Here is a 26,254-nt window from a genome sequence, read left to right on the forward strand (position 1 = left end):
CTAATACCAAACTTTAAAATATTACATTTTATATACTTGAAAAATTTAAAAAAATATAAGAATACGACAAAAACCTTATTTAAATTAGTTATTTTTTTGAAATATATCATATATCGACCTATTCAAACAAATGAAATAATTATCATATAAAGGTCACCTTTGGCTTTCTTAGTAATGAAATAATCTATTAAAAATAAAAATGAAAAACGAAAAAACTCTAAAGGAGGATGCCCTCCACTACCATGCTAAAGGTAGGCCTGGAAAAATAGAGGTAATACCATCAAAAGAATACGCCAATCAAAGAGACCTTTCACTCGCCTACTCTCCGGGAGTGGCAGAACCTTGTCTGGCGATTCAGGCAAATCCTGAAGATGCTTATAAATACACTGCTAAAGGCAATCTGGTGGCGGTTATTAGCAATGGAACAGCTGTGTTGGGACTAGGTGATATTGGTGCAATGGCGGGCAAACCTGTAATGGAAGGAAAAGGCTTACTTTTTAAAATATATGCCGACATCGATGTGTTTGATATAGAACTTGACACAAAAAATGTAGAGGAATTTATAAGAACAGTAAAAATCCTTGAGCCCACTTTTGGTGGTGTCAATCTTGAGGACATCTCAGCTCCTGATTGTTTTGAGATCGAAGAAAGGCTTAAAAAAGAGCTCAATATTCCTGTGATGCATGACGATCAACATGGTACGGCCATTATTTCAGCTGCATCGCTTCTCAATGCATTGGAATTGATGGAAAAGAAAATCGAAAATGCGAAAATCATAATCAATGGAGCTGGTGCGTCAGCAATTTCTTGTACCCGACTTTACAATGCACTTGGAGCTAAGAAGGAGAATATTTTTATGTTTGATTCGAAAGGGTTAATTCACCCTGACAGAACCAATCTGGATGGCAGAAAACCAGAATTTGCCAATAGAAATATGCCTTTGGAAACTACCCTTGCTGATGCCATAAATGGTGCCGATGTATTTGTTGGATTGTCAAAAGGTAATGTATTGACCAAAGAAATGGTTAAAACTATGGCACCAAACTGCATCGTATTTGCTTTGGCAAATCCTACTCCGGAAATTTCATATCCCGATGCCATCGACGCCCGTGAAGACATAATAGTTGCCACTGGTAGATCAGATTACCCTAATCAGGTTAATAATGTATTGGGATTCCCCTATATTTTTAGAGGTGCTCTTGATGTAAGAGCAAGTGAAATCAATGAAGAAATGAAACTTGCGGCAGTGAAAGCACTTGCTGAGCTTGCAAGAAAACCTGTGCCTGATATGGTTAATATGGCCTATAGCGAGGTAAATCTATCTTTTGGCAAAAATTACATCATTCCAAAGCCGGTTGATCCCCGTTTGTTAACTGCAGTTGCTCCTGCTGTTGCAAAAGCAGCTATGGAAACCGGCGTGGCGAAATTCCCTATTACTGACTGGGATAAATATGAAAATCAACTTACCAAAAGATTAGGCCTTGATAACACTCTGACCAAAGCTATCATCAATAAAGCTAAAAAATCACCTAAAAAAGTGGTCTTTGCTGATGCGGAAAATCTCAATGTTCTGAAAGCAGTTCAACAAATCATTCAGGAAAAAATTGCTTTTCCAATTTTATTGGGTAACAAACAAAAAATTCAGAATTTATTGAATGAAAATCACATTGAATTTGATTGGGATGTGGAAGTCATTGACCCTAAAGAACCTGCTAATGATGTTGAAAGACAAAGACTGGTTGAATATGGGGAAATTTATTTTGATAAAAGAAAAAGGAAAGGTCTCACCTATCCAGATACCATAAACTTTGTGACAAGAAGGAGCTATTATGGCTCTTTGATGGTAGAAACAGGCCTGGCTGATACCATGGTAGCTGGACAAACCCGAAGCTATCCGGAAACCATCAAGCCTGCCATTCAAATTATTGGCCCGGCAGATGATGTGAAGAAAATATCAAGTATGTTTATTGTAATGAGCAAATTTGGTCCGCTTTTCCTGGCAGATGCCACCATCAATTTTGATCCCACGGTGGATGACCTTGTTGAAATTACGGAATTATGTTGCAAAGAAGTTCAGAAATTCAACATTAAGCCCAGGATTGCTTTGGTTACTTATTCCAATTTTGGCTCAGTACCCAATGGACCGGCTCCAATGAAACTACGGGAAGCGGTTGGTATCTTAAAAAGCAAACATCCGGGGATGATTGTTGATGGAGAAATGCAGGCTCACCTTGCTTTTGATATGGAATTATTAAAAGAAAGTCATCCGTTCTCTGATCTGGTTGATGGCCATGCCAATACTTTGATCTTTCCAAATCTCTCGTCAGCCAATATTGCTTACAACTTGTTGAAAGAAATCGCCGGATTAGAAAAAATAGGACCAATAATGCTGGGACTAAAAAAACCGGTACAAGTTTTACAATTAGGTGCTAGTGTGCGTGAAATCGTAAACATGACCGCCATATCGGTTGTTGATGCAAATAAAAAGTAATACATAATCATTGGAATAAAAAAAAAGAGACTCAATTGGGTCTCTTTTTTAATTTATCGATGATATCTTTTACAACTGTCGAAAAATACTTTCCATTTTGGTAACCAAACCAGGACATGATTGTGGTTTCGTACAAATCCAGGTCATAAAGCCGATCATGAGTTACATAGCCTGCATATGAGCCATTAAAGCTTGTTACAACAAGGTTAATTCCTTGTTTCGTGGCATATTGGTCTAATTCTGCCATAATTTCTCCTGAAAAATCACAGGGCAAACCTATCACCAAAGTATTGTCAATCATGGTAATTTTGACATTAGACGGATAGTCACCATACAGTATTTTAAAAAGCCAAGGGCGAAGACCCAAATTTTTAGTAATCCTTGCAGAAGGCTCAGGCAATGGTAAAAATAACAATTCACTCAGAACCTTAGGATTGATTCTTAGTTGCGGAATTTTTTTTGCAAAAGAAAATACGCCATTGCCCTGATTCAGAACCTCATCAAAATCATCATTTCCAATTTCATATGGTCCCTGACTGGCCACAGCACCCGCCATAAACATGCCAAAGTCCTGTGTTTTTTCAACACTATCAATCAAAACTCCAGGATAATCCCTTGATAATTCCAAAGTTTTACTATTTAAGACTGTCGAATGTGCTCCATAGGTAATTAATTTTACTTTTTTACCTGATTTCAATTCAAATCCCATTTGTCTTAATTCCGGATCTGTCCAGCCATCGTTGATTAAAAGGCGGTTTCTTATATCAACAGTATCCCTGATTTCGCCGTAGAATGGTAGTGCTGGTTCAAAGTTTTCTTCTGATTTTTTTATGGTTTCAAAAATCTTTTGACTTAAAAAGACAACCATTTCCGGATCATAAGCACCGGCGAAAGCACGTCCGGTGATTGAATTGCCCCATGAACCCACACTATTGTGCGTATGTGTGGCAGCAAAATGAACATCTGACATTTTTATGCCATCTTTTTTCAACAAGGTTGCCAATTTTTCAGTCACATTTGGTGCGATTATCAATAAATCAGCTGAAACAAAAAAACGTAACTTGTTATTGGCTTTAATTGATACAGCCCTCACAAACACAGAATCATGAACTGACTTATAGGCTTTCCCAAGCCTGCTCCCATAGCCTGCCAATGGTGTGGGCAATGCCGGAGTGATATTGGTTTTTGCATACCCAACTTCAAATGCAGAAGAGTCAAAATTCGGCTTAAATAGCTCAATCTGTTTTTTCCAAAGTTTAAAATGAGGAGTGGTTTCTAATTCCTTTCTTTCAATTCTTTTTACAGACAAAAAGAAAAGTAAGATACTTATAATAAAAACATTAAAAAGAATTTTTAAAAATTTCATATTAGGGTAAATATTATTTTTTGATGTATGATTATTTATTTTCAATATTTGTCAAAGCAATATTTGAATTTCATAACATAAGCCTTAACTTTGGATATTACCTTGAAAACCCAATGACTCATTCCGACAAAAAAGCCTATTTTTTTAAAGTCGATTCCACAGTAAAACGAATCCGCTCTTTTATGCAAAAAAATCTACAAGATGCCAACATTGATTTAACAGTCGATCAATGGGTAGTTTTGGATCATATTAAGCCCAATCCCGGCATTAGCCAAAACGAACTCGGTAATATCACATACAAAGATGCACCAACGATCACCAGAATTTTAGATATTTTGGTAAAAAAAAATCTGATAGAAAGAAAAATGGCCACCGACGACCGTCGCAAATTCCTTTTAGAGCTTACAGAAGAGGGACAAGAGTTACACAAAAAGGCATTTGCCATTATTGCCAAAAGCCGAAAAAAATCATGGAATAGCCTAAGTGAAAAAGATTATGAAGATCTGGTACGGATTATGGATACCATCTATTTGAATGTCGGTCAATAAGTTTTAATATTTTCCTGCCCCTTGAAATTATAGCTGGCGAAACCTGACCAAGGGTATCAATATTATCTTCTATTACAATTTTAAGTTCAGAAAACAAATCAGGATATTTTAATGCAATCTTATAACAAACAGTCATTGAAAATGCCTTAATTGCTATTGCTGAACTGTTATTGGTAAGTTTTTCAAAGCAAAAGTCAAAAATGGCATCTTCAAGTTTTTCGGAAATTTCCTGATCTTCAAAAATACTTATTCCGTTTCGCACAACTCCTTCATCAGTACTGTTTTTGATCATACAATCATAAATCTGTTGCTGATAAGGGAAAATTATTTGTTTTGCTTCGCGACTTAAATCTCGTAAAATCCAGAATGTGTTAAAAAGTAACCAATAGTTTCCTGACTCTAAATTATTTATCAAATCAGAAACTGGTATTTCGAAGTTAATTATTCTTCTTAAAACTTGACGGGCTTCATTTTTTGAAAGTCTATTATTCGATAGGGAGCCTTGAATTGAGTCCATATTTATCAACCAAATGGTCTATTAAGGCATTATTACTCCTCCATAATATCTGAAAAACTTCTTCAAATACTTTTTCTCCTTCGTAATAAGGGTCTATAACACTGTGTACACCACGCACTGTCGGGTCAAAATCTCTGATTAAAAACAATTTTTCTGCTGCAGGTGGAACGCCCTTTTGTTCATAATAATAACTATGGACATTCTCAAAATTCTCCTCATCCATCACAACAATATGATCAAAGTCGTCAAGGTCTGCTTTTCCAAGTTTTCGACCCAGATGCGTGATTTCTATCCCATGTTTCAAGGCATTTTTTATAGATCTGGCATCGGCTTTTTTCCCGATATGCCAGCCCATAATTCCGGCAGAATCAGCCCAGAGCTCATCCTGGAGGCCTTTTTCTATGACCAATTGATTGAAAGTAGCCTCAGCAACCGGACTACGGCAGATATTTCCCAAACATACGAAAAGAACCTTTCTCATTTTATTTTTCCTCCTTAAAAACCTGATTATTTTCGTCAACCAACACAAATACCGTCTCGCCTTCTTTTTTCATCAGATATTTTTCTCTGGCAAATTTTTCAAGAGATGCTGTACTGCCCAGCACTTCTGCCTCTTCTCTTTTTACATTGGCAAGTTCTTTTTCGAAAAATTCTTTTTGGTTTTGCATTTGTCTTAACTCCATCACCATATCAAATTGTTTCAGGAGATTGGATCTGTCAAAAAACGTCAACCATACAATAAGGACAAGTGCTGAAATAATGTAAAAACGGTATTTCTTTAAAAAAGGAGCATCTATTTTTTTCATTTTTAGGAAAAGCTAAATTTATAGAACAAATATATTAAAAATATATTACCAAACAGTTTTTTTAATAATTCGGGCATAAAATACCTTGGAATGCTATCTAGAGGGCTTATGGGTTATGTTTCCTGGATTTATTTTCCCTTTTTCTTATAAATCAAATATATTTTTTTTTGTTTTTTAAATAACTTCTCAAAAATTTGATTCTAATGTTTCGATTGAAATTAAATATTTGTCCTAAGTTTACTTTTGCCATTTAAATTATGAAAATTATCTATTCTATAATTTTTCATGGTTTGTAAATAACCTAAAAAAGAGAAAATTGAATCAAATCATCTATTTTTTTTAATGAAAATATTTTTCTTGGACCAAAAAATCTAAACTAAAAAAAACATGGATAGAAGGCCTAAAATATGTAAAATCAAGGCTATTGAAGGAAACATAGCAACTTAAAACTAAAAAGAGGCTCAATCAGCCTCTTTTTAGATTTCACTTTTTGAATTTCGTTACCCTCGTATCTTTAATTACACCTTTCCAATTCATCCCGAAACCAAAATCATATCGGTTTCCATCGGAATCTTTATGGCATTCCATATCATACGGAAGGTCTTCGGATTGTTTTTCAACCGCATTCATGTTGGCTGGCATCTGCATCGGAAGCAAGGCTGAAGGCTCCGACTTTCCTGCAATAATTTCGATAAAAGCCTGATCCTGAACTCCAAATCCAAGTAAAATTGCACTGGCTGATTTCTCAATTTCAGAAAAAATCATTGGATTGGATGCATTGATTAATACAACTACAGGCTTATTTTTCATTTTTGCTTTGGTATCATTAACCAAATTGGCATCGGTGAGGTTTGGGGTTTTTACGGTTTTACCTTTGTAAGATCTATTGGTAAAGTTTTCGAGAGGATCTCCACCGGCAATACTTACTTCCCGTGCATCGATTGCAGTATAATCACCATATTGTAAACTGATTGGAATGTATCCGTTTCCTCCATTTTTTAAATCATCTTTATCATAACCAATTGAGGCTTTAGGGTTTTCAATATATACCATAGCAAAATCAGCCACATCAGGGTTTTCAGTTACATTAAAATACTTTTTCACAATCTCCATATTTACAGGATAATCTTCCGTTGCCGGTGTCTCCATTCCAAGGAAATTACGACTGGCTGAAACAAATCTTTTGGGCACATAAACCGTTTTTTTCGAAGTTAAAGGCAGTGTATTCTCTTGATTTTTAAGCATTACGATGGACTTCAACTGTGCTTCATAGCCTGCCTTCATATATTCTGGTTTACCGACTATTGATTTGGTTTCAGTGGGGTCAAGGTAAGGATTTTCAAATACTCCCACACGGAAAATGTTCTTTAAAAGCCTAACAGCTGATTGCTCAAATCTTGCCCTAATTGCAGCTTCACCCATTTCTTTAACCCCTTTTTGGTAAGCCTCCAATACCGGCTTGGCATCATTATTTCCACCATACTGATCTACTCCCGCCATTAAGGCTTTATAATGCAACTCAACAAGAGAAAGATTTTCTACACCCCATGATTTGCCATCCAGGAAAGAATCCATTGACTTATGGGCTCCTACCACTAACCAGTCGGTACAAACTACCCCATCGTAACCAAATTTCTTCCTCAATAAATCCGTGATAATGTATTTATTGTAATTATTAGCCACATTTTCATGGTTTTTTATGTCCTGATTCCATGAAATAGTGTAATAAGGCATCACGGCTGAGGCCATTTTGGTCTGTCCTTTAAGTTTAAACGCCCCCTGAATAAAAGGAATCATGTGTGCATCGAAATTTTTTCCAGGATATACAGCATACTTCCCATTGGCGTAATGGGCATCACGACCACCTTCTCCAGAACCTCCGCCCGGCCAGTGTTTTACCATAGCATTTACGCTTTTTAAGCCCCAATTGCCCGATTGAAAACCATCACAATAAGCTTGAGCCATGGCGGCTGAAAGCAAAGGACTTTCTCCAAATGTACCATTGAAACGTCCCCAGCGAGGTTCGGTAGCAATATCGACTTGTGGTGACAGAGCGGTGGTAATGCCCAATGCCCGGTATTCTTCTGCAGCAATTTTACCAAAATTCTCAGTGATAGCAGGATCAAATGTAGCTGCCATGCCCAGAGAACTCGGCCACATCGAGATTTCGCCACCAGCAGCCGCATCATATTCAGCTTTGGCTTTTGTTCCGTGGCGGGGATCGGAGCTGTTGTTGGCTGGAATTCCCAGACCTACACTTTCGCAATAAGCCTGCATTTTGTTATTCCATGTCGCAGCAATTTCAGGAGTTTGAACGGTAGTAATCAAAACATGTCGTAGATCATCTTCTGCCAAAAATTTCTTCTGTTGATCGGTCAATTCAGTTGGGTCAGTTTCACCCGGAACAAAAGGTTTTCCGCCATAAGTTCCTGCGAAATATCCACCTGCACGGGCAGGAACAGATTGATGGGAAGAATACAGCATCAAACCGGCGATTTGTTCGATGCTTAGTTTCGAAGCCAAATCTTTTGCTCTAACATCGTAACTTAGCCTCCAGTCTTCGTATTTATCAAGTTTGCCATCTTTATTTAAATCTTTAAAAGCCAAACCATTGACAGTGAGTATTTTTACTCCAGAGAAAGGTGAGTATCCTAAAGCTTTTCCTCCGGGATTTTTGATCTGTGAGAAAGTTTGGTGATTGGTTTCAATCCATTTTTTTTGGGAAAAAACAATAGTATTGACCAAAACCAATAATATTAGAAGGAAGGTTCTTTTCATTTTATTTAAGGTATTAATTTCCTCAAAATTATTATTTTATCAATATGATACAATAAAATTTGCAGATATTTTTTTAGATTTTAGAATTAAAAAACGAATTTTTAAACAAAATCAAATTTCGAAATCCTAATTTTTTACAAGACTTTGAAAATCTTAATCTCCACATCCTGAGGATTTTTAGTGCCGTTTGCAATGAAAACTGACTTGTTTAACCAGTCATATTTTCCTGTGGGTGTTTCGAAAACGGTAACCATTCTAAAATAATATTCTTTAGGATCTACCATTTCTCCTTTTCCCAATCGGGCTGCGACTTCCGGGCTGGCAATCCTCAAACCGGTGTTTTTCAAATAAATGATCACACCATCTGTGGTTTTTATCTGATATTCGGCCGATATTTCAGCGGCACCGTCTTTTCTTATGACCTGCCAGTCAGCTCCACCTGGCAAAACCTCTCCCTGCAGTTTTTCCCCGGCGACTGTTCCTCCTACAATGGGTATGATTCTTCTGAAACCATGAGGTCCATCACCTGGAACCATTGGTACGCCTAATTTGACATTTATTGTGCATAAATATTCTAAAACTGGGGCATTCTGAGCATAAACATTTGAATTATAAGTTATTAACAATAAAACAAATAGTTTCTGTAACAAATTAATTTTCATTATTTTATGGTTATTTTGGTTGCATTCTGATGGCTCCGTCGAGTCTAATTACTTCACCGTTGAGATAGGTATTTTCGATAATATGCTTTACTAAAGCTGCAAATTCGGCGGGTTTTCCTAATCTGGATGGAAAAGGTACCTGCTGCCCCAACGAATCCTGAATTTCCTTGGAGAAGGAAGACATCAGCGGAGTTTCGAAAATGCCGGGAGCGATGGTCATCACTCTTATGCCTGAGCGGGCGAGCTCTCTTGCAATAGGCAGGGTCATGGAAACAATCCCTCCTTTTGAAGCCGAATAAGCAGCTTGCCCAATCTGGCCGTCAAAAGCCGCTACACTGGCGGTGTTTATGATTATTCCTCTTTCGAGATTTGAGTCTGGCTCATTGTTTTGCATTTGATTTGCCCCCAGCCTTATCATATTAAAAGTGCCCACAAGGTTGACATTTAATACTTTCTGAAAAAAATCAAGCGTATGCGGACCATTTTTTCCTACCACTCTTTGAGCAGGACCTATACCCGCACAGTTAATAACCCCTGAAATTCCCCCAAACTTTTCTTTGGCGGCATCAATGGCTTTTTGAACAGAATTTTCATCAGAAACATCTGTTTTTACAAAAAATGCATTGCCACTTAATTCCTTTTCCGCCAGTTTTCCTGCATCTTCATTGATATCGAGTAGCACGGCCTTTCCTCCATTTTCTATTATCATTTTGGCTACTGCCAGACCCAAACCCGAGGCTGCACCAGTAATGATGAAAGTTTTTTGATTAATATTCATATTTTACAAATCTCCTTTTTTTAATTTTTGAACTGCATGATTCACGGCTCGGGCAGTAAGGGCCATATAAAATATCGAAGGGCTCTGTATACCGGTGCTTGTCATACAGGCACCGTCGGTTACGAACACATTTTTACAAGCATGAATCTGATTCCAGGCGTTTAGCATCGAAGTTTTCGGGTCGGCACCCATTCTGCATCCTCCCATTTCATGGATATCGAGTCCCGGCGGCCAGCCGCGATCTTCAGCAACAATATTTTTAGCACCGGCTGATTCCAGCATCTCAGCTCCCTGTACCAGAAAGTCTTTCATCATCTTTACATCATTATCGTCATAGGCCACGTTGGTAACCAAAAGCGGAATGCCCCATTGATCGGTCTCTGTATCACTCAGATACACCCGGTTGCTTGCCTTCAGGATGGTTTCGCCCTGCATGTAGATATAGCAACCCCACTGACCCGGCTCAGTCATGACCTCTTTATAATTGGGGCCAAATGAAACCAAACTTTTACTTTCATCTCCCCGTCCACGGTAAGCCCCCATAAAAGACATATAACCTCCAACAAAGTCAGTATCCTGTTTTTTGACATTTCTGAAATTGGGCATCATACATTCCGAAGGGTTGGCTCCGTAGAAATATTTATCCTGGTAGCCGTCCAGCGTGGCATTCATGGTGCCGCGATAATTGTGGAAACCTACATATTTGCCCAATGTTCCGCTATCGTTACCCAGGCCATTGGGAAAACGACTGCTTTTGGAATTCATCAGAATGAGGTTACTATTTAAGGCTGAGGCATTCAGGAAAATTATTTTTGCATAAAACTCCTGACTTTTGCCGGTTTTGGCATCAATGATTTTGACTCCGGAGGCTTTTTGTGTTTTTTCATCATAAATAATGCTATGAACGACTGAATCAGGTCTTATGGTAAGGTTTTGGGTCTTATTGGCCCAGGGCAAAGTACAGGCATTGCTGCTGAAATATCCTCCAAACGGGCAACCACGCATACATTTGTTTCTGGCCTGACAGAATGTTCGGCCCTGGTCAGCAAACCTTTCCGGTTGCTCGGTTACATGTGCCCAACGCCCGTGAATCATTCTACGGTCAGAATACTTTTGGGCGATTTTGGCCGACATGCCGGCTTCGGCACAGTTAAATTCAAAAGGTTTAAGATATTCACCATCAGGCATATTTTCGATGCCGTCTTTGTTCCCACAAGCTCCAATGAAACGTTCAACATGACTGTACCAGGGAGCCACATCTTCATAACGGATGGGCCATTCCATACCATAACCCAGCCTGGCTGGTGAAGAAAACTCTCCCGCTCCCCACCGAGGCAATGCCCTGCCCCAAGTCAATGACTTCCCTCCTACCTGATAGCCCCGAACCCAATTAAAAGGTTTTTCCTGCACATAGGGATGGTCGGCATCTTTGATAAAAAAATGTTGGGTATCTTCTCCATATCCGGCGGCTTTTGAAATCATCGGATTCTCGTCTTTTTGATTTTTGGGAATCCAGCCCCGGTGTTCCATTTCCCAGGCGTTGAGATTGGCTGTAGGATAATCCTGAATGTGTTCCACCATGCGTCCACGCTCCAGGACGAGGGTTTTTAGTCCGGCATCGCAAAGTTCCTTTGCTGCCCAGCCACCGCTTATACCGCTACCGATTACGATGGCATCATAGGTATTCTGGTCTTTGCCATTGGTGTTAAGATGGAAAAATGATTCCATTGAATTTTTCATTTAAGGTTCGATTCAGAAAGTTAAGGTTTTTCTCACAAAAATTCAATTGGTGAGCCGCAACACTTTTTCAAGGTTAAATAAAGGCTTAAATGTAGTAAAATATGGATAAGCCTGTGCGTGATTATCTGCAAGATTGGAAAAATACACCACAGCATTTTTACCATCTAAAGTCAACCAGACTACATTGCTGAAACCACAAGTGGAACCCGTATGATAAAGCTCTTTTCCCAAAATATTAAACCAACCCAAACCATAAGAAAGGCCAGCTTGAGAAGGAATGCTGAAATTAACTTCCTGCTTTTCTTTTTGAATTTCAAACAATTGTTTTTCGGTTAAAGCAGAAAGCCATTTGTGGTAATCTGCGAGATTGGTGTAAACGCAGCCATCACCTTTGGTGGCACTTGTAATGCTCTGGTCAGAAAATATGATTTCACCAGATTCATTTTTTGCATACCCCATCGCCCGATTGGGCATCGAGCTTCCATTTTCAAACAAATAAGAATTATTCATTTTAAGGGGCTTAAAGATATTTTCAGCCATGAACTCTGAAAATGTTTGCCCTGAAACTTTCTCCACAATTTTTGATAAAATACAAAAACCACCGTTGCTATATCTGAAATTGGTACCGGGTTCAAAAAAAAGCGAATCCACCTTCCCAACCCAATTGAGCACGTCAGCGTCGGAAATCTGCTCTTTTTGATTTTCGGGAATCAGGTTTTCATAGTCTATCAAGCCAGAACTGTGGGTCAAAAGGTGTTTAATAGTAATTTTGTTTCCAGTTTTAAAATCAGGGAAAAATTTAGACAAGTGATCATCATAATTTAATTTGCCACTGTTCTTCAGAATTATGATACAAGCTGCAGTAAACTGTTTGGAAACTGAAGCCATACGGAAATTGGTATGCTCAGTGACTCTCTTTTCAGTTTGTAAATCAGAAAAACCACTAGTTTGTTTTATCTTAATAAAATTACTTTCAATAACGAGAGCAGCAGATCCTAAATCATTTTTTTGAGCATATACAAAATGAATACTTAAAAAAACAAAACATAATATAAATCCAATCGCCCACTTATTCATTTTTTTGAAAGATTATGGTCGAATTTATAATGATTTTAGGACAATCAAAAAAAGGATAGTAAAATACTTGTTAAACAATGAAATAAAGCCATTAAGAGTTAATGATAATCAATAATCATTTTCTATTAAAATAAAATCCGGCTATAAAAAAGCTCAAATTCTCAAGACAATCTGAGACTTTATAAGTTATGATCCATTCCGGATTACAACCTAAAGTGCGAATCTTTCAAATAAATAGAGTCAACTATCTTTACATTTTTTCAAAGAAAAATTGAAAAAATTTAATGATCACAATAAAAATAGCCAAGTATTTAAATCCAGGAAATACTGTTCAATATTAAGCATATTACGCCACTGCATTTTTCCTGAAATCACGTGGAGGATATCCCATGATTTTCTTGAAAGTATTTGAAAAATGCTGGGACGAATAAAATCCGGTGTCAAATGCGATTTGGGTAAGATTAAAATCCGACTCTTTCAAAAGTCTGGCCGCTTCATTGATTCTAAGAAAAATCAAATAGTCAAACGGACTGAAACCAAGATTGTTTTTGAGTTTCTCTGTGAAGTTTGTGACTCCCATTCCCGACAATTCAGCCATTTCTTTTACTGTCCAATGATGTGCAAGGTTATTTTTAAGCATTACAGTCAGTTTTTGGAACTCAGTACTATTATCGTCAATGGTAATTTCTTCTTTTAAGGTATTTCTGTAGATGGTAATAATGAGCTCATCAATCAATGCATTGATCCTGGCATAATATCCCAACTCTTTGTTTAAAAACTCTTCCTCAAGTTTTTCAAAAATTTCAAAAGCTTCTTTGTGATTTCGGAAAATAAGAAACTTCTTTAAGTCAAATTTGGAAAAAATAGTCTGGATTTCACGGCTATCAATAGCAGTATTTTCTTTATTCTTTTCCTTCATTTTATAATATCCTGCATCAAGCGAAATTTTATAAAATCCACCAAATTCCACATTCTCAAAATCTTTTTCCATTTCCATACCAGGGCTCACCAAAATCAGGTCGTTGGGTCTGATTTTGAAAGTTTCACCATCGAGTTTCCATTCAAATTGCCCCGATTGGATACTCATTATACAGTAATTTTTGATGGTAATTTTACTTCGTAAAAAATCTTTATTCTTTGGAGATATGGCTACTTTTTTAAACAAATAAATGTTTTCAAATTCATTCTCTTCTCCTATGGTAAGGAATTCGTAATTAAGAAATTTCATAGTAAACCTGGGTTAAATAAATTAGTGTCAAAAATACACAAGAAGAATCTGTAATTCCAAATCTTTGAACAATATAATTTATTCTAAAGAAATTACAAAATAATTCACTGAAAGAATATGAAAGTATTAAAAAAATGGTTTGTTCACCTTTGCAAAATGTTCAACCAAAACCTTTAATACTTATGAAACGAATTCGACAATTGTTTCTCCAGGCCTTATTGTTTTCTATATCACCGTATTTTCTCTTTGCTCAATCAGTTGGGGGAAAAGTTTCTGGTGCAAAGGACGGTCAGCCGCTTCCGGGAGTTTCAATTATTTTGAAAGGAACCAATCAGGGTACTACTTCTGATATGGATGGAAATTTTAAAATCAATGCCACTCAGGGTGCTACATTGGTTTTTAGTTATGTGGGTTATTTAAGCAAAGAAATTAATGTAAGTTCGGCAAGTGTCATTAATGTGACATTAGATGAAGATGCAAAAAACTTAACTGAGGTAGTTGTAACTGCTCTCGGTATTAAAAAAGATGCCAAAAAACTCGGTTATGCAACCTCCACCATAACGAGTGATGCCCTTTCCCAAAACCGCCAGCCCAACTTCATGAACTCTTTACAGGGTAAAGTTGCCGGTGTAAATGTACAGGGTATGGGTACAGGGCCGGGAGGTTCTTCTAAAATCCGGATACGTGGTCAATCATCTATCACTGGTCAAAATAGCCCTTTGATAGTAATTAATGGTGTTCCTGTTGATAATACCAATTTCGGGGCGAACCAAAACAATGCTGGTTCAGATGCCTCTATCGGGGTTCGTGGTGGCGGTGGTGTATTTTCTGACGGTGGTGATGGACTTTCTTCTATCAACCCCGATGATATCGAAAGTATGACAATTTTGAAAGGTGCTACTGCTGCAGCCTTGTATGGTTCAAGAGCCAAGGATGGTGTAATTATGATTACTACCAAATCAAGAGGAGAAGGTAAAGGTATTGGAGTAAGTTATAATACCAATTTTACTTCAGAAAAAGCTCTTGATTTTACAGATTATCAATATGAGTATGGTCAGGGCGAAAACGGTGTGAGGCCAACCTCCGCAAATCCAACTTCGGGTCAATGGTCTTTTGGGGAAAAATTTGCTCCGGGTATGACCCATGTTTTGTTTGACGGAGTTACTGTTCCTTATGAGCCCATCAAAAACCGTTATGATTTATTCTACAGAAGAGGTCAAAACTGGACAAATACTATTTCGCTTTCGGGTGGCGACTCAAAAGGTGGTTTTAATCTCTCTATGTCTAATATGGATTCAAAGGGAATTATTGCCAATAACTCTTTTAACAGAAAAACCATCAATTTGGGTTTAACTTATAATTTGAGCAAAAAATTAAGCATTAATTCCAGCATCAATTATTCAAACGAAAAAAATACTAACCCTCCCAATATTGCTAATCAGGATAACTCAATACCTACTTCTGTTGCAGTTATGGCCAACTCTATGCCATGGGATTTACTCGATCAAAAGAAGTATGATGCCGCCGGGAACGAGTTTGTATATTCAAGATTCAGAAACAGAACCAATCCTTATTTTGTATTGGCTGAGCAATTTCACAATATTTCCAGAGACCGAATGTTTGGAAATATCGCTTTGAAATATCAACTTACCAACTGGCTCTTTTTACAGGGCAGAGTTGGACAGGATTTCTGGTCGAGAGATGAAGATTACAACAATTTCCCTACAGGGCAAGCTTCATTAGGGCCTGCACCTGCCGGTTTTGTAAACGGAAGATATACTCAGGATGCAAGAAGATTCAGAGAGATAAATAAAGATTTCTTGCTTTCAGGAAACAAGGAATTTGGAAACATCGGTTTAGATTTTTCTGTGGGTGGAAACCAAATGTATCGCAGATCTGACTTAAACAGTACGCAGGTGGTCGATTTTGTGGTTCGTGACTTATATACCATCATGAATGGTCGGGTTAAAGACCCTATTTATGATCTTCAGGAAAGAGCAGTAAACTCAGTTTATGGTTCTGCCGAAATATCATATAAAAACTTCTTATTTTTGAATGCCACTGCCAGAAACGACTGGTTTTCAACATTATCTACCGCTAACAGGAGTATCTTGTACCCTTCCATTTCCGGAAGTTTTGTATTCTCTCAGGCCTTGAAAAATAGTCCTGATTGGTTGACATTCGGTAAATTAAGACTGGCTTATGCCGAAGTGGGCTCTGACCTTGACGTGGCACCCTATTCCAATTCATTATTTTATGGAATAAATTCCAACCTTTTTGCTGGACAACCTTTGGGATCTTCACAAGGAACAACAGTTCCAAATCCAAATTTGAAACCTATGAGCGTTGCTGAAAAAGAAGCGGGTATCGAATTGAAACTTTTTGACAATAAAGTAGGTATTGATTTGGCAGTTTATAATAAAATTACAACTGACCAGATAGTTTCGGCACAAATCTCAGATGCATCGGGTTTTGTGACTACCCTGATTAATAGCGGACAAAGCCGGACCCGAGGATTTGAATGGTTATTAAGTTTAACTCCAGTCAAAACAGGTGGCTTCAAATGGGATATTAATTTTAATGGTTCTTACAATAAAACCAAATTATTAAGCCTTCAAACTGATACCCCGGGAGAAAGAATTACTACAGGTACACATATTTTTAACGGAGAATTGCGTCAGGTAGTTGGTCAGGAATTGGGTCAGTTGTACGGATTCGGCTTCAGAAGAGATGACAAAGGAAATAAAGTATTTGGAGCAAACGGACTGCCTTTAAGAACTCCGGATCAAATTAGTTTTGGAAGTGCCCTGCCTAACTGGGTAGGTGGTATCACAAATAGCTTTAACTACAAAGGAGTTTCATTATCAGCTTTGATTGATTTCAGTTTGGGAGGAAAAATGCTTTCCGGTACCAATTTCAACCTTGTTCGTCATGGATTGCACAAAATGTCACTCGAAGGTCGTGATACCGGAGGTGTTGTTGGCGTTGGTGTCAATGAAAAAGGTGAAGTTAATGCCGTAAAAGCCCCTGTTCAAGCCTATTGGGAAGTTGTAAGATCACAGGCTCTGGTAGAACCGGTTATTTATAATTCAGGTTTCTGGAAACTCCGTCAGATAACCTTGGGGTATGATTTGAGTAAATACATCCCTAAAAATGTTCCAATCAATAATGTGAGATTAAGTATTGTTAGCAACAATGTATTGATGCTGAAAAAATGGGTACCAAATATTGATCCAGATTCATTTGGGTTTACTTCCGACAATATTGTGGGTCTTGAATCAACTGGTGTACCTACTACCCGCTCTATTGGCTTTAATCTTAACGTTAAATTTTAATTTATCTAAAAAGCATTTTACATGAAAAAGGTTTTTAAATATATATCAATCAGCGTTTTGGTATTGTTTGCAACTTCTTGCGACAAAGGATTTGACGAAATGAATATCCGAAAAATTGCCGTTACAAGCATTGACCCGGCATTCATTCTTAATCAGGCCATAATCAATATTTCGCCGACTACTTCTACGGCGATTTATGAAATGACGATCGTGCAGCAGATGGTTTCGCCAAACTCTGGTGTACTTACGGGTGCCAATTTCAATCAGGACAACAGGGCACTTCTTGATCCTATGTGGACCAGATATTACAGAACAGTGATTCGTAATACTAAAGATATCATATCACAAGTAAAAGATAAGAGTGATAGAGGTAATCTATACCAAATGACTCGTATTGTCCAGGCTTATGCTTTCATGGTAATGACCGATTCATTTGGTGATATTCCATATTCTGAAGCAGGCCTGGCCTATATTAGTGCCAATTTTCAACCCAAATACGATAGCCAGGAAGCTATTTATACTGACTTAGTCAAAGAATTGACTGAGGCGTCGGCAGCTTTGAGTGCTTCCGGAAAAATAGAAACTGCTGATATTTTGTATGGCGGAGATATTAATAAATGGAAAAAATTGGGTTATTCTTTGCTGTTAAGAGCAGGTATGAGATTGAGTGAGGTTAGTCCGGATAAAGCAAAGTCAGTAGTGGCAACTGCAGTTAGCGGTGGGGTCATGGCTCAGAATTCAGAAAGTTTTGTAATTAAACATGATGCCAATTATCAAAATCCAAATGGAGGAATGCTTAACTCAACCGAAGCCAATAACTGGTACCTTGCTGCTCCATTTGTTAATCAATTGAAAAGCACCAATGACCCAAGACTAAAATCTATCGCCGTTAGGTATGTTGGAGCTTCCTCTGGTCCTCAACAATCAGCAGATAAAGCCAATCGTGACCCTGCGTTGCAGTTTGGTATGCCTATGGGTTATGACAACGGAACGATTCCTGCTGTGGCAAAAGCAGCCGGTTTGGCCAGTTTTTATGATTATACGCAAGCCGACCGTACCCGTATTGTAAAAAATACTGCTCCCCAGCATCTGGTAACCGCTTCTCAAACCCAGTTATTGTTGGCTGAAGCCGTGCAAAGAGGTTATATCACTGGCAATGTTTCAGAGTATTTTGCAAAAGGAGTTACTCTACATATGCAACAAATGGCTGAACATGATGCCGCAATGGCAATTAGCCAGGCTGATATTGATAAGTACCTGACAGAGAATGCATTTCAAGCAGGAAAAGCTCTTGAGCAAATTGGAGTTCAATATTGGATATCGTCGTTTCTTAACGGCCCCGAGGCATTTGCCAATTTCCGTCGCACCGGATTTCCAAAACTTACTCCTAACCCTTATCCATTAAAGGATACTAAAGGAGATTTTATTAACCGACTTACTTATCAAAACTCTGAAATATCAGTAAACAGCGAAAATGTAAAAGCCGCTATTGCCCGTATGGGTGCTGATAATCTGGATACAAAAGTGTGGTGGGATAAATAATTTTCTTATATTTATAAATAATTTTTGAGGCCTCTTAGCTCTTTTTACGAAATAGGAGGCCTCTCAATTTTTAATCTTAAATATCAATGAAAAAATTATTAATATTCCTTTTCGCAGGAGTGTTTGCAGTGTCCATTGTGAATGCCCAACAAGTACAATGGTCATCCGACCAAATCAAACAATTTTCCAAAGAATATACCGGTGTTCGTGCACCCGATGGCAGGCCATTAATTTCGGACGCATTATTGAAGCGTTTGAAAAATACCTCAATTGAAGAAGCCTGGGGCTATCTGAAAAACAAAGGCTTTAACAACCAGTTTGAGGCCGGTTGGCAAATAATTGGCAATGTCCCTTTGGTGGGAAGAGTGGTAACAGCTCAATATATGCCTTCAAGGCCGGATATTGACCTCCGAATAAGAGAAAAAGGAAAAGAAGAAAACAGATCAGGTTCTCCTAATTCATGGCCCATTGATGTACTTAAAGAAGGAGATGTTTACGTAGCTGATGGCTATGGAAAAATTATCGACGGGACACTCATAGGTGACAATCTTGGAAATTCAATTTATGCAAAATCAAAGACCGGTGTTGTGTTTGACGCAGGAGTAAGAGACCTCGACGGACTGGAAGCAATTGAAGGTTTTACCGGTTTTGTCAGAGGTATTGATCCTTCCTACATCAAAGAAATGATGCTTACTTGTATCAATTGCCCTATCAGAATTGGAAGGGCTACAGTGATGCCCGGCGATTTGGTTTTGGGTAAAAAAGAAGGTGTTGTATTCATACCTGCGTATTTGGCCGAAGACCTTATTAAAAATGCTGAATTTATTGCCCTAAGAGATGAGTTCGGTCATTTAAGACTCAAGCAGGGAAAATATACCCCAGGTCAAATTGACCAAAAGTGGAGTGAAGAAATAAAAAATGATTTTCTAAAATGGGTGAAAGATAACCCTTCCAAACTGCAAATGTCAAATTCTGAATTTGAGGAATTTACAAAAGACAGAAATTGGTAAATATTGTTTTTTTGTAATGCCTTTTTAAAAAACTTATTCAATCAAAAAATTAAAAACCATGAGCAAAAATCTATTTGATCGCTTAAAATTTAATGGCGAAATACCTCAGGGTCCTGATACAGCAGGTATTCCATCAGAAAAAATAAATACAGACATTACCGGTGGCACCAGCAGGAGAGATTTTATGAGAAACTCAGCTTTGGGCGGTTTGTCACTGGGAATGCTTTTTGACGGAAAACCCGATAAAGAAATCGAGTTTTTAAGCCAAAAAGTAAAAAGAGCGAGCTCCCCTTCTGAGCTCAAGATTACCGACCTCAGGATTGCAGTGGTAACCAAAGCTCCCATGACATGTCCAATCATCAGAATCGATACCAATCAGGGTATTTCAGGTTATGGTGAAATCAGGGACGGAGCCTCTGCAAAATATGGGTTGTTTCTGAAAAGCAGGTTATTAGGTAAAAACCCTTGTACCCCGGAAATGCTTTTTAAAGAAATCAAACAATTTGGCAACCATGGCCGTGCTGCTGGTGGAGTTTGTGGAGTAGAAATGGCACTCATGGATCTTGCCGGTAAAGCTTATGGCGTACCTGCATATCAGATGCTTGGAGGGAAATATCGCGATTATATCAGGATTTACGGAGATACGCCAACGCTTGATGATCCGATAGAATTTGCAAAAAAAATGAAAGAACGTCAGGATTTGGGTCTTACTTTCCTGAAAATGGATTTTGGTGTAGATATGCTTAAAAATCATCCCCATACCGTGATTGGAGGTCTAAATATGGAATATGACAAACAATGGGGAGATAGAAAACCCTTGAAAGGTAATGCCAGAAGTTATGCACAAACCAAGCATCCGTTTACAGGTATACAAGTAACAGATGAAGGTATTGATATCATGTCAAATTTCGTTAACGAAGTAAGAAAAGCAGTTGGATATGATATTCCTCTCGCTGCAGATCATTTCGGACATTTCGGGGTAAATACTGCTATAAGAATAGGCAAAGCACTTGAAAAATACCAATTAGCCTGGCTTGAAGACATGATTCCTTGGTTTTATACTGACCAATGGAAACAAATTTCAGATGCTCTTGATACCCCTACTTTGACCGGTGAAGATATTTATTTAAAAGAAGAATTTATTAAATTGATTGATGCTCGTGCAGTAGATATGATTCAGCCGGACCTTGCTAGTTCAGGAGGGCTGTTGGAAACCAAAAAAATCGGTGATTATGCCGAAGAACATGGTATTCCGATGGCAATGCATTTTGCCGGCACTCCGGTTAGTTTTATGGCTAATATTCATTGTGCTGCAGCCACTGAGAACTTTATTGCTTTGGAGCACCACTCTTTTGATGTTCCCTGGTGGGAAGATATGGTTGATGGCATCGATAAGCCAATTTATAAAGATGGTTTCGTGAAAGTGCCTGAAAAACCGGGTTTAGGTGTAGAATTGAACGAAAAAGTAGTAAAATCGCATCTTGCTGATGGAACACTCTATTTTGCACCAACCACTGAGTGGGATAAAGTGGACAGCTGGGATCGCACATGGTCATAATTTTGGCTTAAAAATTTGATATAAATGAAGATTAAAGATTATTGGTATACCATCAGTATAATTTTTCTGGTAATTCTCGGTTATAATTTCCCTGATACTTTCAGTAGTTTTTTAGGAATTAAGCTTAATACCTTTATTAAGCCAGTTTTGCAAATAATAATGCTGGGAATGGGTGCCACCATGACTGTTCAGGATTTTGTCGAAATATTTAAATCTCCCAAAAAGGTATTTATTGGGCTTTTGGCACAGTTTACAATTATGCCTATTCTTGGTTTTTTACTCTCAAGATCTTTTGATTTCCCTCCTGAAGTAGCAGCAGGTGTAGTATTGATTGGTTGTAGCCCGAGTGGGTTGGCTTCCAATGTAATGGCACTCATGGCAAAAGCTAATGTAGCCCTTTCTATAACCATAACCTCAATGGCAACTTTAATGGCTCCGGTTATGACTCCACTTTTAATGAAGATTTTGGGTGGAGAATTGATAGAAATTAATTTCCTCAATATGTTCTGGGATATGTCTCAGTTAGTTTTGATTCCAATCATTCTGGGTTTATTGCTAAATAAACTGTTTCCGGAATTCGTTAAGAGAATCATTAAAGTATTACCTGTTTTTTCAATGTTGGGAATAGCTTACATTATTTTGGTAGTAACTGCGAGTGGAGCGGCATCCTTGAGAACTGTTGGTTTGGTTTTAATTTTAGTGGTGTTTATCCACAACACTTTCGGTTATCTTTTGGGATATTTTTCGGCCAAACTATTCCGATTGGCAGAAATAGATGCCAGAGCAATAGCAATTGAAGTAGGTATGCAAAATGGAGGTTTGGCTTCGGCATTGGCCAATGAAATGGGTAAAATAGCTACTGTAGGTTTGGCACCGGCAATATTTGGACCGCTGATGAATGTAACGGGTTCTATGATAGCCAATTACTGGAGCAAAAACGAACCCAAAGTAGAATCATAGAAATATTTTTAAATTAGTTATACTTCAAAACATACTCCACTTTGGGGTATGTTTTTTTATGTACAACAAACCCATTTACCGTTTACTTTTCTACTGATTTTTAGAGGATTCCCTTCTTTTAATTCATCAGGAAGAAGCATATCTGGCATGTCCTGAAAACAAACCGGGCGTGTAAATCTGGTTATAGCCTGAGTACCCACAGAAGTCGTACGGCTGTCGGTTGTAGCAGGATAAGGCCCTCCATGAACCATTGCATGGCATACTTCCACACCTGTTGGAAATCCATTGATTACTATCCGACCTACTTTTTGTTCCAATATTTCCAAAAGTGCAGAATACTGCAATAATTCTGTGGGAGTACCCCATACAGTTGCTGTAAGGTGACCTTCCAGTTTTTCCGCCCCTTCGAGAAGCTCATTCATGTCTGAGGCCTGAACCAAAATACTAGAAGGACCAAATACTTCTTTAGACAGTGCATCATTTGAGCAAAAATTACGAAAATCTGTTGTCAGGAAATAAGGTTGGGCGACTGTTTCGCCGGTAGATTCATTTCCGATGGCAAGAATATCTGAATACTTTTTCTGATTTTCAATGCCATTTTTGTAAGAATTTTGAATATTTTTATTTAGCAGATTTCCTCCTTGTGATTTGACTGCATGAGTTTTCAGTAAATCAACAAATTCCTGATTTTTTGGCACAAACATTAAGCCCGGATTGGTACAAAACTGTCCAACACCCAAGGTTACTGATGCCGCATATTGAGCTGCAATGCTTTCTCCTTTTTCTTTTAAAATCTCTGGTAAAACGAAGACCGGATTTACACTACCCATTTCGGCATAAACAGGAATTGGTTCTGACCTGGAATTGGCAGCATCAAAGATTGATTTCCCACCATTAAATGAGCCTGTAAAGCCAACTGCTTTTATTGCGGGATGTTTTACAAGAGCTTGCCCAATTTCAATGCCTTCATCAAAAATCAATGAAAATACACCGTCGGGCATACCACAACTTTTTGCTGCAGTAATTATTGCACGCCCAACCAATTCAGATGTTCCGGGATGGGAAGGATGGCCTTTAAAAACTACCGAACAACCCGCTGCCAGGGCAGAAACAGTATCACCTCCTGCCACCGAAAATGCAAGCGGAAAATTGCTTGCACCAAATATGGCAACCGGACCCAGAGACCTCTCCATTGACCTGAGGTCAGGCCTTGGTAATGGCTGTCTTTCAGGTTGAGCCGGATCGATGATTGCATTAACCCAGGAACCTTCTCTCAAAAGAGCAGCAAATAGTCTCAGTTGACCGACGGTTCGGCCTCTTTCATTCATTGCCCTGGCTTCAGCCAAACCACTTTCGAGATGATACCTTTGTATCAAAATATCTCCAAGGTTTTCAATTTCCAGAGCGATTGTTTCAAGAAAAACGGCTTTTTCTTCACCCGTTTTTTTTCTGTAAATCAAATAAGCATTTTGAGCTTTGGAAATAGCATTTTCTAAATCCTGAACCGAAGCCGCCGAAAAAGCAGGTTCAATATTTTGTCCAGAAAACGGATTTACAGCAAAAAAAAGCTTGTCATTTTGCTCAGAAACTTCAAATCCAATTAAGTTTCTACCAAGAATCTCCATTTATTCTACGGGGTTAGAAAGTGTGCCAATTGAGTCAATCGAAATATTTACAACATCGCCACTGATTAAAGAAAAACTATCAGGCGGAACAATTCCTGTACCTGTCATTAAAAAGCAACCCTGGGGAAAAGTACATTCTTTGGTCAGATATTCCACCAATTCAGGAAGCTCTCTTTTCATATGGTTTAACTGTGTTTTTTGAGAAAAAACTACCTGATTTTCTCTCATAATCTCAAGAATTATTTCTGTTTCTTTAGAAATGGGATTTTCAAGTACCAAAATTCCCGGTCCTATGGCCGCACTTTTATCATAAGACTTAGCCTGGGGCAGATAAAGTGGATTTTCGCCTTCTATATCTCTTGAACTCACATCATTTCCAACAGTGTAACCGGCGATTTTTCCGGTCGAATTAACAAATAGTGTAAGTTCAGGCTCGGGTACATTCCATTTAGAATCTTTTCGGATTCTTATTTTTTCATTGTGGCCAACGGTACGGGCGGCAGTTGCTTTAAAAAAAAGCTCTGGACGGGCTGCTTCATAAACCCGGTCATAAAAATCACCACCACCAGCATCTTTTGATTCTTCCATTCTGGCATTTTTACTTCTTAAATAAGTAACTCCCGATGCCCAAATTTCTTGAGAGACAATTGGTGCGAGTAGTATTTCCTCAATAATAAGATTGGCTTTTTGAGTATTATTTATATATTTTTTTAAAAAATTAAAAAGATCGGGTTGGTTAATCAGTTGATCAAAAGAGTACTCAGAAACAATGTAAGTATTTTCATCTGAAGCAATTACCGGCCCAATACTGGTATTGAATATTTTCATTTTTTTTAGATTTTTCGTTAGATTATTTTAGGATTTTCACAACAAAGAGAACCCGGCCAAAGATCGGGCTCTCTAATTTCATTTTTCATTATTCAAAAAATGGGACACCAGGAGTGGCATATTTTTTCATCCCTTCTTCATTAATTTCCACACCTATCCCCGGAGTATCTCTAACTTTGATAAATCCATTTTTTTCTACCATTTCACCCTCAAACTTTACTATCTCTTTAAACATCGGGTCTTTATGAAAGTAAATCTGCCATTCCATAATCATAAAATTTGGAACCGACGCACATACATGTGCACAGGCCATTGCCCCCAAATACGAAGCAACCATATGAGGAGCAAAAGGCACATAATAAAGGTTGGCCAGATTAGCAATTCTTTGACCTTCGCCTAGACCTCCACATTTTTGCAAATCAGGCATGATAATATCAACTGCACCGGATTCAAGCAATGGCCGGAAACCATGGGCCAGATAGTGATTTTCTCCTGCACATATTGGTGTTGAGGTTGATTCGGTAATTTTTCTGTAGGCGTCAGCATTTTCTGCAGGTATGGGTTCTTCGAGCCACATCAGGTTTAGGGGCTCCAGCATTTTTGCTACTTTTTCGCCGGTGATAGCATCATATCGGCCATGCATATCAGCACAGATGTCAATATTTGGCCCAACTTCTTTTCTTGCTGCAGCCATTTGGTCATACATTCTTTGCAATTCGGCAGGGCTTGCTGTCCAATTGTAACGATCATATTTGTTGGGGTCGTTGGCTTGGTCAAGGTCAAATTTCACTGCAGAAAAACCCATATCTACTGCTTCACGAGCAGCTTTGGCAAAATCACCCGGAACAGGAAGCCTATTCTGATATAAGGCGGTATCCATATAAACCCGAACAGAATCTCTGAATTTTCCGCCAAGCAGTTGATAAACAGGTACTCCGAAGGCTTTTCCGGCAATATCCCATAGGGCGGTTTCAACCGCAGTTAAAACTGAAATAAACATACCCGCCTGAGCACCTTCAAAAAAACCTGATCGACGGATATTTTCAAAAAGACGATTTACGTTGAGGGGATTTTGTCCCTGAATCCTCCGACCCATCATTTTTACTAAGTGATAAGTGCCGGGAGTAGCATCAACGCCTTCTCCGTGACCAATTATCCCCTGATTGGTATATATTTTTACAAATAAGCTGTGACCATCTCTTATGTAGCCTGCTTTAATTTCAGTTATTTTGAGATCGGAAGGGGCAGAGCTTTTGGGGGCACGATCGATTGCCGTTTCATATTCTCTTCCAAATGTTGCTAAAGGTGATGCTGCCATGGCCGCACCAATTGCTGCCTTATTAAAAAAGTTTCTTCTGTTCACGGTTAAATATTTTTAATCGGGAGATTCCCGGGGTTGAATTAA

At 38.3% G+C, this 26,254-nt stretch carries 20 protein-coding genes; 7 read left to right on the forward strand and 13 right to left on the reverse strand.

Annotated elements, in window-relative coordinates:
- The first annotated feature begins 199 nt into the window (after positions 1-199).
- On the forward strand, positions 200-2,491 hold the full coding sequence (locus IPP61_20195; protein MBL0327448.1) for an NADP-dependent malic enzyme: 2,292 nt from the start codon (positions 200-202) through the stop codon (positions 2,489-2,491).
- A gap of 31 nt (positions 2,492-2,522) precedes the next feature.
- Here IPP61_20195 and IPP61_20200 read toward each other — a convergent pair whose 3' ends face one another.
- Positions 2,523-3,857 (reverse strand): neutral/alkaline non-lysosomal ceramidase N-terminal domain-containing protein, encoded by a 1,335-nt coding sequence (locus IPP61_20200; GenBank protein MBL0327449.1) that lies wholly within the window; start codon positions 3,855-3,857, stop codon positions 2,523-2,525.
- 113 nt (positions 3,858-3,970) lie between these two features.
- Here IPP61_20200 and IPP61_20205 point away from each other — a divergent pair, with 113 nt between their 5' ends.
- Complete coding sequence (locus IPP61_20205) at positions 3,971-4,405, forward strand: MarR family transcriptional regulator (GenBank protein ID MBL0327450.1); 435 nt, start codon at positions 3,971-3,973, stop codon at positions 4,403-4,405.
- Here the strand turns inward: IPP61_20205 and IPP61_20210 are convergent.
- The 9 genes from IPP61_20210 to IPP61_20250 all read right to left on the reverse strand — a co-directional run bounded on the left by IPP61_20210 (position 4,371) and on the right by IPP61_20250 (position 13,991).
- Positions 4,371-4,922 carry a hypothetical protein gene (locus tag IPP61_20210; protein MBL0327451.1) on the reverse strand — a complete coding sequence of 184 codons (552 nt, stop codon included), beginning with the start codon at positions 4,920-4,922 and terminating at the stop codon, positions 4,371-4,373. The genes IPP61_20205 and IPP61_20210 overlap by 35 nt on opposite strands.
- The gene (locus IPP61_20215) at positions 4,891-5,403 is read right to left on the reverse strand and encodes a low molecular weight phosphotyrosine protein phosphatase (GenBank protein ID MBL0327452.1); all 513 of its coding nucleotides are present in this window, start codon (positions 5,401-5,403) and stop codon (positions 4,891-4,893) included. The genes IPP61_20210 and IPP61_20215 overlap by 32 nt, the downstream gene beginning before the upstream one ends.
- Before the next feature lies 1 nt (position 5,404).
- Positions 5,405-5,728, reverse strand: a complete 324-nt coding sequence (locus IPP61_20220) for a septum formation initiator family protein (GenBank protein ID MBL0327453.1) — start codon at positions 5,726-5,728, stop codon at positions 5,405-5,407.
- 483 nt (positions 5,729-6,211) lie between these two features.
- The gene (locus IPP61_20225) at positions 6,212-8,506 is read right to left on the reverse strand and encodes a glycoside hydrolase family 3 C-terminal domain-containing protein (protein ID MBL0327454.1); all 2,295 of its coding nucleotides are present in this window, start codon (positions 8,504-8,506) and stop codon (positions 6,212-6,214) included.
- A gap of 134 nt (positions 8,507-8,640) precedes the next feature.
- Positions 8,641-9,168 carry a DUF3237 domain-containing protein gene (locus IPP61_20230; protein MBL0327455.1) on the reverse strand — a complete coding sequence of 176 codons (528 nt, stop codon included), beginning with the start codon at positions 9,166-9,168 and terminating at the stop codon, positions 8,641-8,643.
- A 10-nt stretch (positions 9,169-9,178) separates the two neighbouring features.
- A complete protein-coding gene (locus IPP61_20235) occupies positions 9,179-9,946 on the reverse strand; it encodes a 3-hydroxyacyl-CoA dehydrogenase (GenBank protein MBL0327456.1) in 768 nt (255 codons plus the stop codon).
- A 3-nt stretch (positions 9,947-9,949) separates the two neighbouring features.
- On the reverse strand, positions 9,950-11,674 hold the full coding sequence (locus IPP61_20240; protein MBL0327457.1) for a GMC family oxidoreductase: 1,725 nt from the start codon (positions 11,672-11,674) through the stop codon (positions 9,950-9,952).
- Between the two features lie 54 nt (positions 11,675-11,728).
- Positions 11,729-12,763 (reverse strand): beta-lactamase family protein, encoded by a 1,035-nt coding sequence (locus IPP61_20245; GenBank protein ID MBL0327458.1) that lies wholly within the window; start codon positions 12,761-12,763, stop codon positions 11,729-11,731.
- 346 nt (positions 12,764-13,109) lie between these two features.
- Positions 13,110-13,991: a helix-turn-helix transcriptional regulator gene (locus IPP61_20250; GenBank protein MBL0327459.1), complete on the reverse strand. Its 882-nt coding sequence runs from the start codon at positions 13,989-13,991 to the stop codon at positions 13,110-13,112.
- A 182-nt stretch (positions 13,992-14,173) separates the two neighbouring features.
- On the opposite strand from IPP61_20250, the gene IPP61_20255 reads away from it, so the two are divergent.
- The 5 genes from IPP61_20255 to IPP61_20275 all read left to right on the forward strand — a co-directional run bounded on the left by IPP61_20255 (position 14,174) and on the right by IPP61_20275 (position 22,396).
- Complete coding sequence (locus IPP61_20255) at positions 14,174-17,326, forward strand: SusC/RagA family TonB-linked outer membrane protein (GenBank protein MBL0327460.1); 3,153 nt, start codon at positions 14,174-14,176, stop codon at positions 17,324-17,326.
- Between the two features lie 21 nt (positions 17,327-17,347).
- Positions 17,348-18,868, forward strand: a complete 1,521-nt coding sequence (locus IPP61_20260; protein ID MBL0327461.1) for a SusD/RagB family nutrient-binding outer membrane lipoprotein — start codon at positions 17,348-17,350, stop codon at positions 18,866-18,868.
- Between the two features lie 86 nt (positions 18,869-18,954).
- Positions 18,955-19,878 (forward strand): RraA family protein, encoded by a 924-nt coding sequence (locus IPP61_20265; GenBank protein ID MBL0327462.1) that lies wholly within the window; start codon positions 18,955-18,957, stop codon positions 19,876-19,878.
- Positions 19,879-19,936: 58 nt separating this feature from the next.
- Positions 19,937-21,436: a mandelate racemase/muconate lactonizing enzyme family protein gene (locus IPP61_20270; protein ID MBL0327463.1), complete on the forward strand. Its 1,500-nt coding sequence runs from the start codon at positions 19,937-19,939 to the stop codon at positions 21,434-21,436.
- A gap of 24 nt (positions 21,437-21,460) precedes the next feature.
- Positions 21,461-22,396: a bile acid:sodium symporter family protein gene (locus IPP61_20275; protein MBL0327464.1), complete on the forward strand. Its 936-nt coding sequence runs from the start codon at positions 21,461-21,463 to the stop codon at positions 22,394-22,396.
- 56 nt (positions 22,397-22,452) lie between these two features.
- Here IPP61_20275 and IPP61_20280 read toward each other — a convergent pair whose 3' ends face one another.
- The 3 genes from IPP61_20280 to IPP61_20290 all read right to left on the reverse strand — a co-directional run bounded on the left by IPP61_20280 (position 22,453) and on the right by IPP61_20290 (position 26,167).
- On the reverse strand, positions 22,453-24,021 hold the full coding sequence (locus tag IPP61_20280; GenBank protein MBL0327465.1) for an aldehyde dehydrogenase (NADP(+)): 1,569 nt from the start codon (positions 24,019-24,021) through the stop codon (positions 22,453-22,455).
- Positions 24,022-24,849 (reverse strand): fumarylacetoacetate hydrolase family protein, encoded by an 828-nt coding sequence (locus IPP61_20285; GenBank protein ID MBL0327466.1) that lies wholly within the window; start codon positions 24,847-24,849, stop codon positions 24,022-24,024. It abuts the gene before it with no gap.
- An 88-nt stretch (positions 24,850-24,937) separates the two neighbouring features.
- Entirely contained in the window at positions 24,938-26,167 is a 1,230-nt protein-coding gene (locus IPP61_20290) for a mandelate racemase/muconate lactonizing enzyme family protein (GenBank protein MBL0327467.1), read from the reverse strand.
- Positions 26,168-26,254 lie beyond the last annotated feature (87 nt).

The organism is Cytophagaceae bacterium (assembly GCA_016722655.1).
Lineage (GTDB): Bacteria > Bacteroidota > Bacteroidia > Cytophagales > Spirosomataceae > Leadbetterella.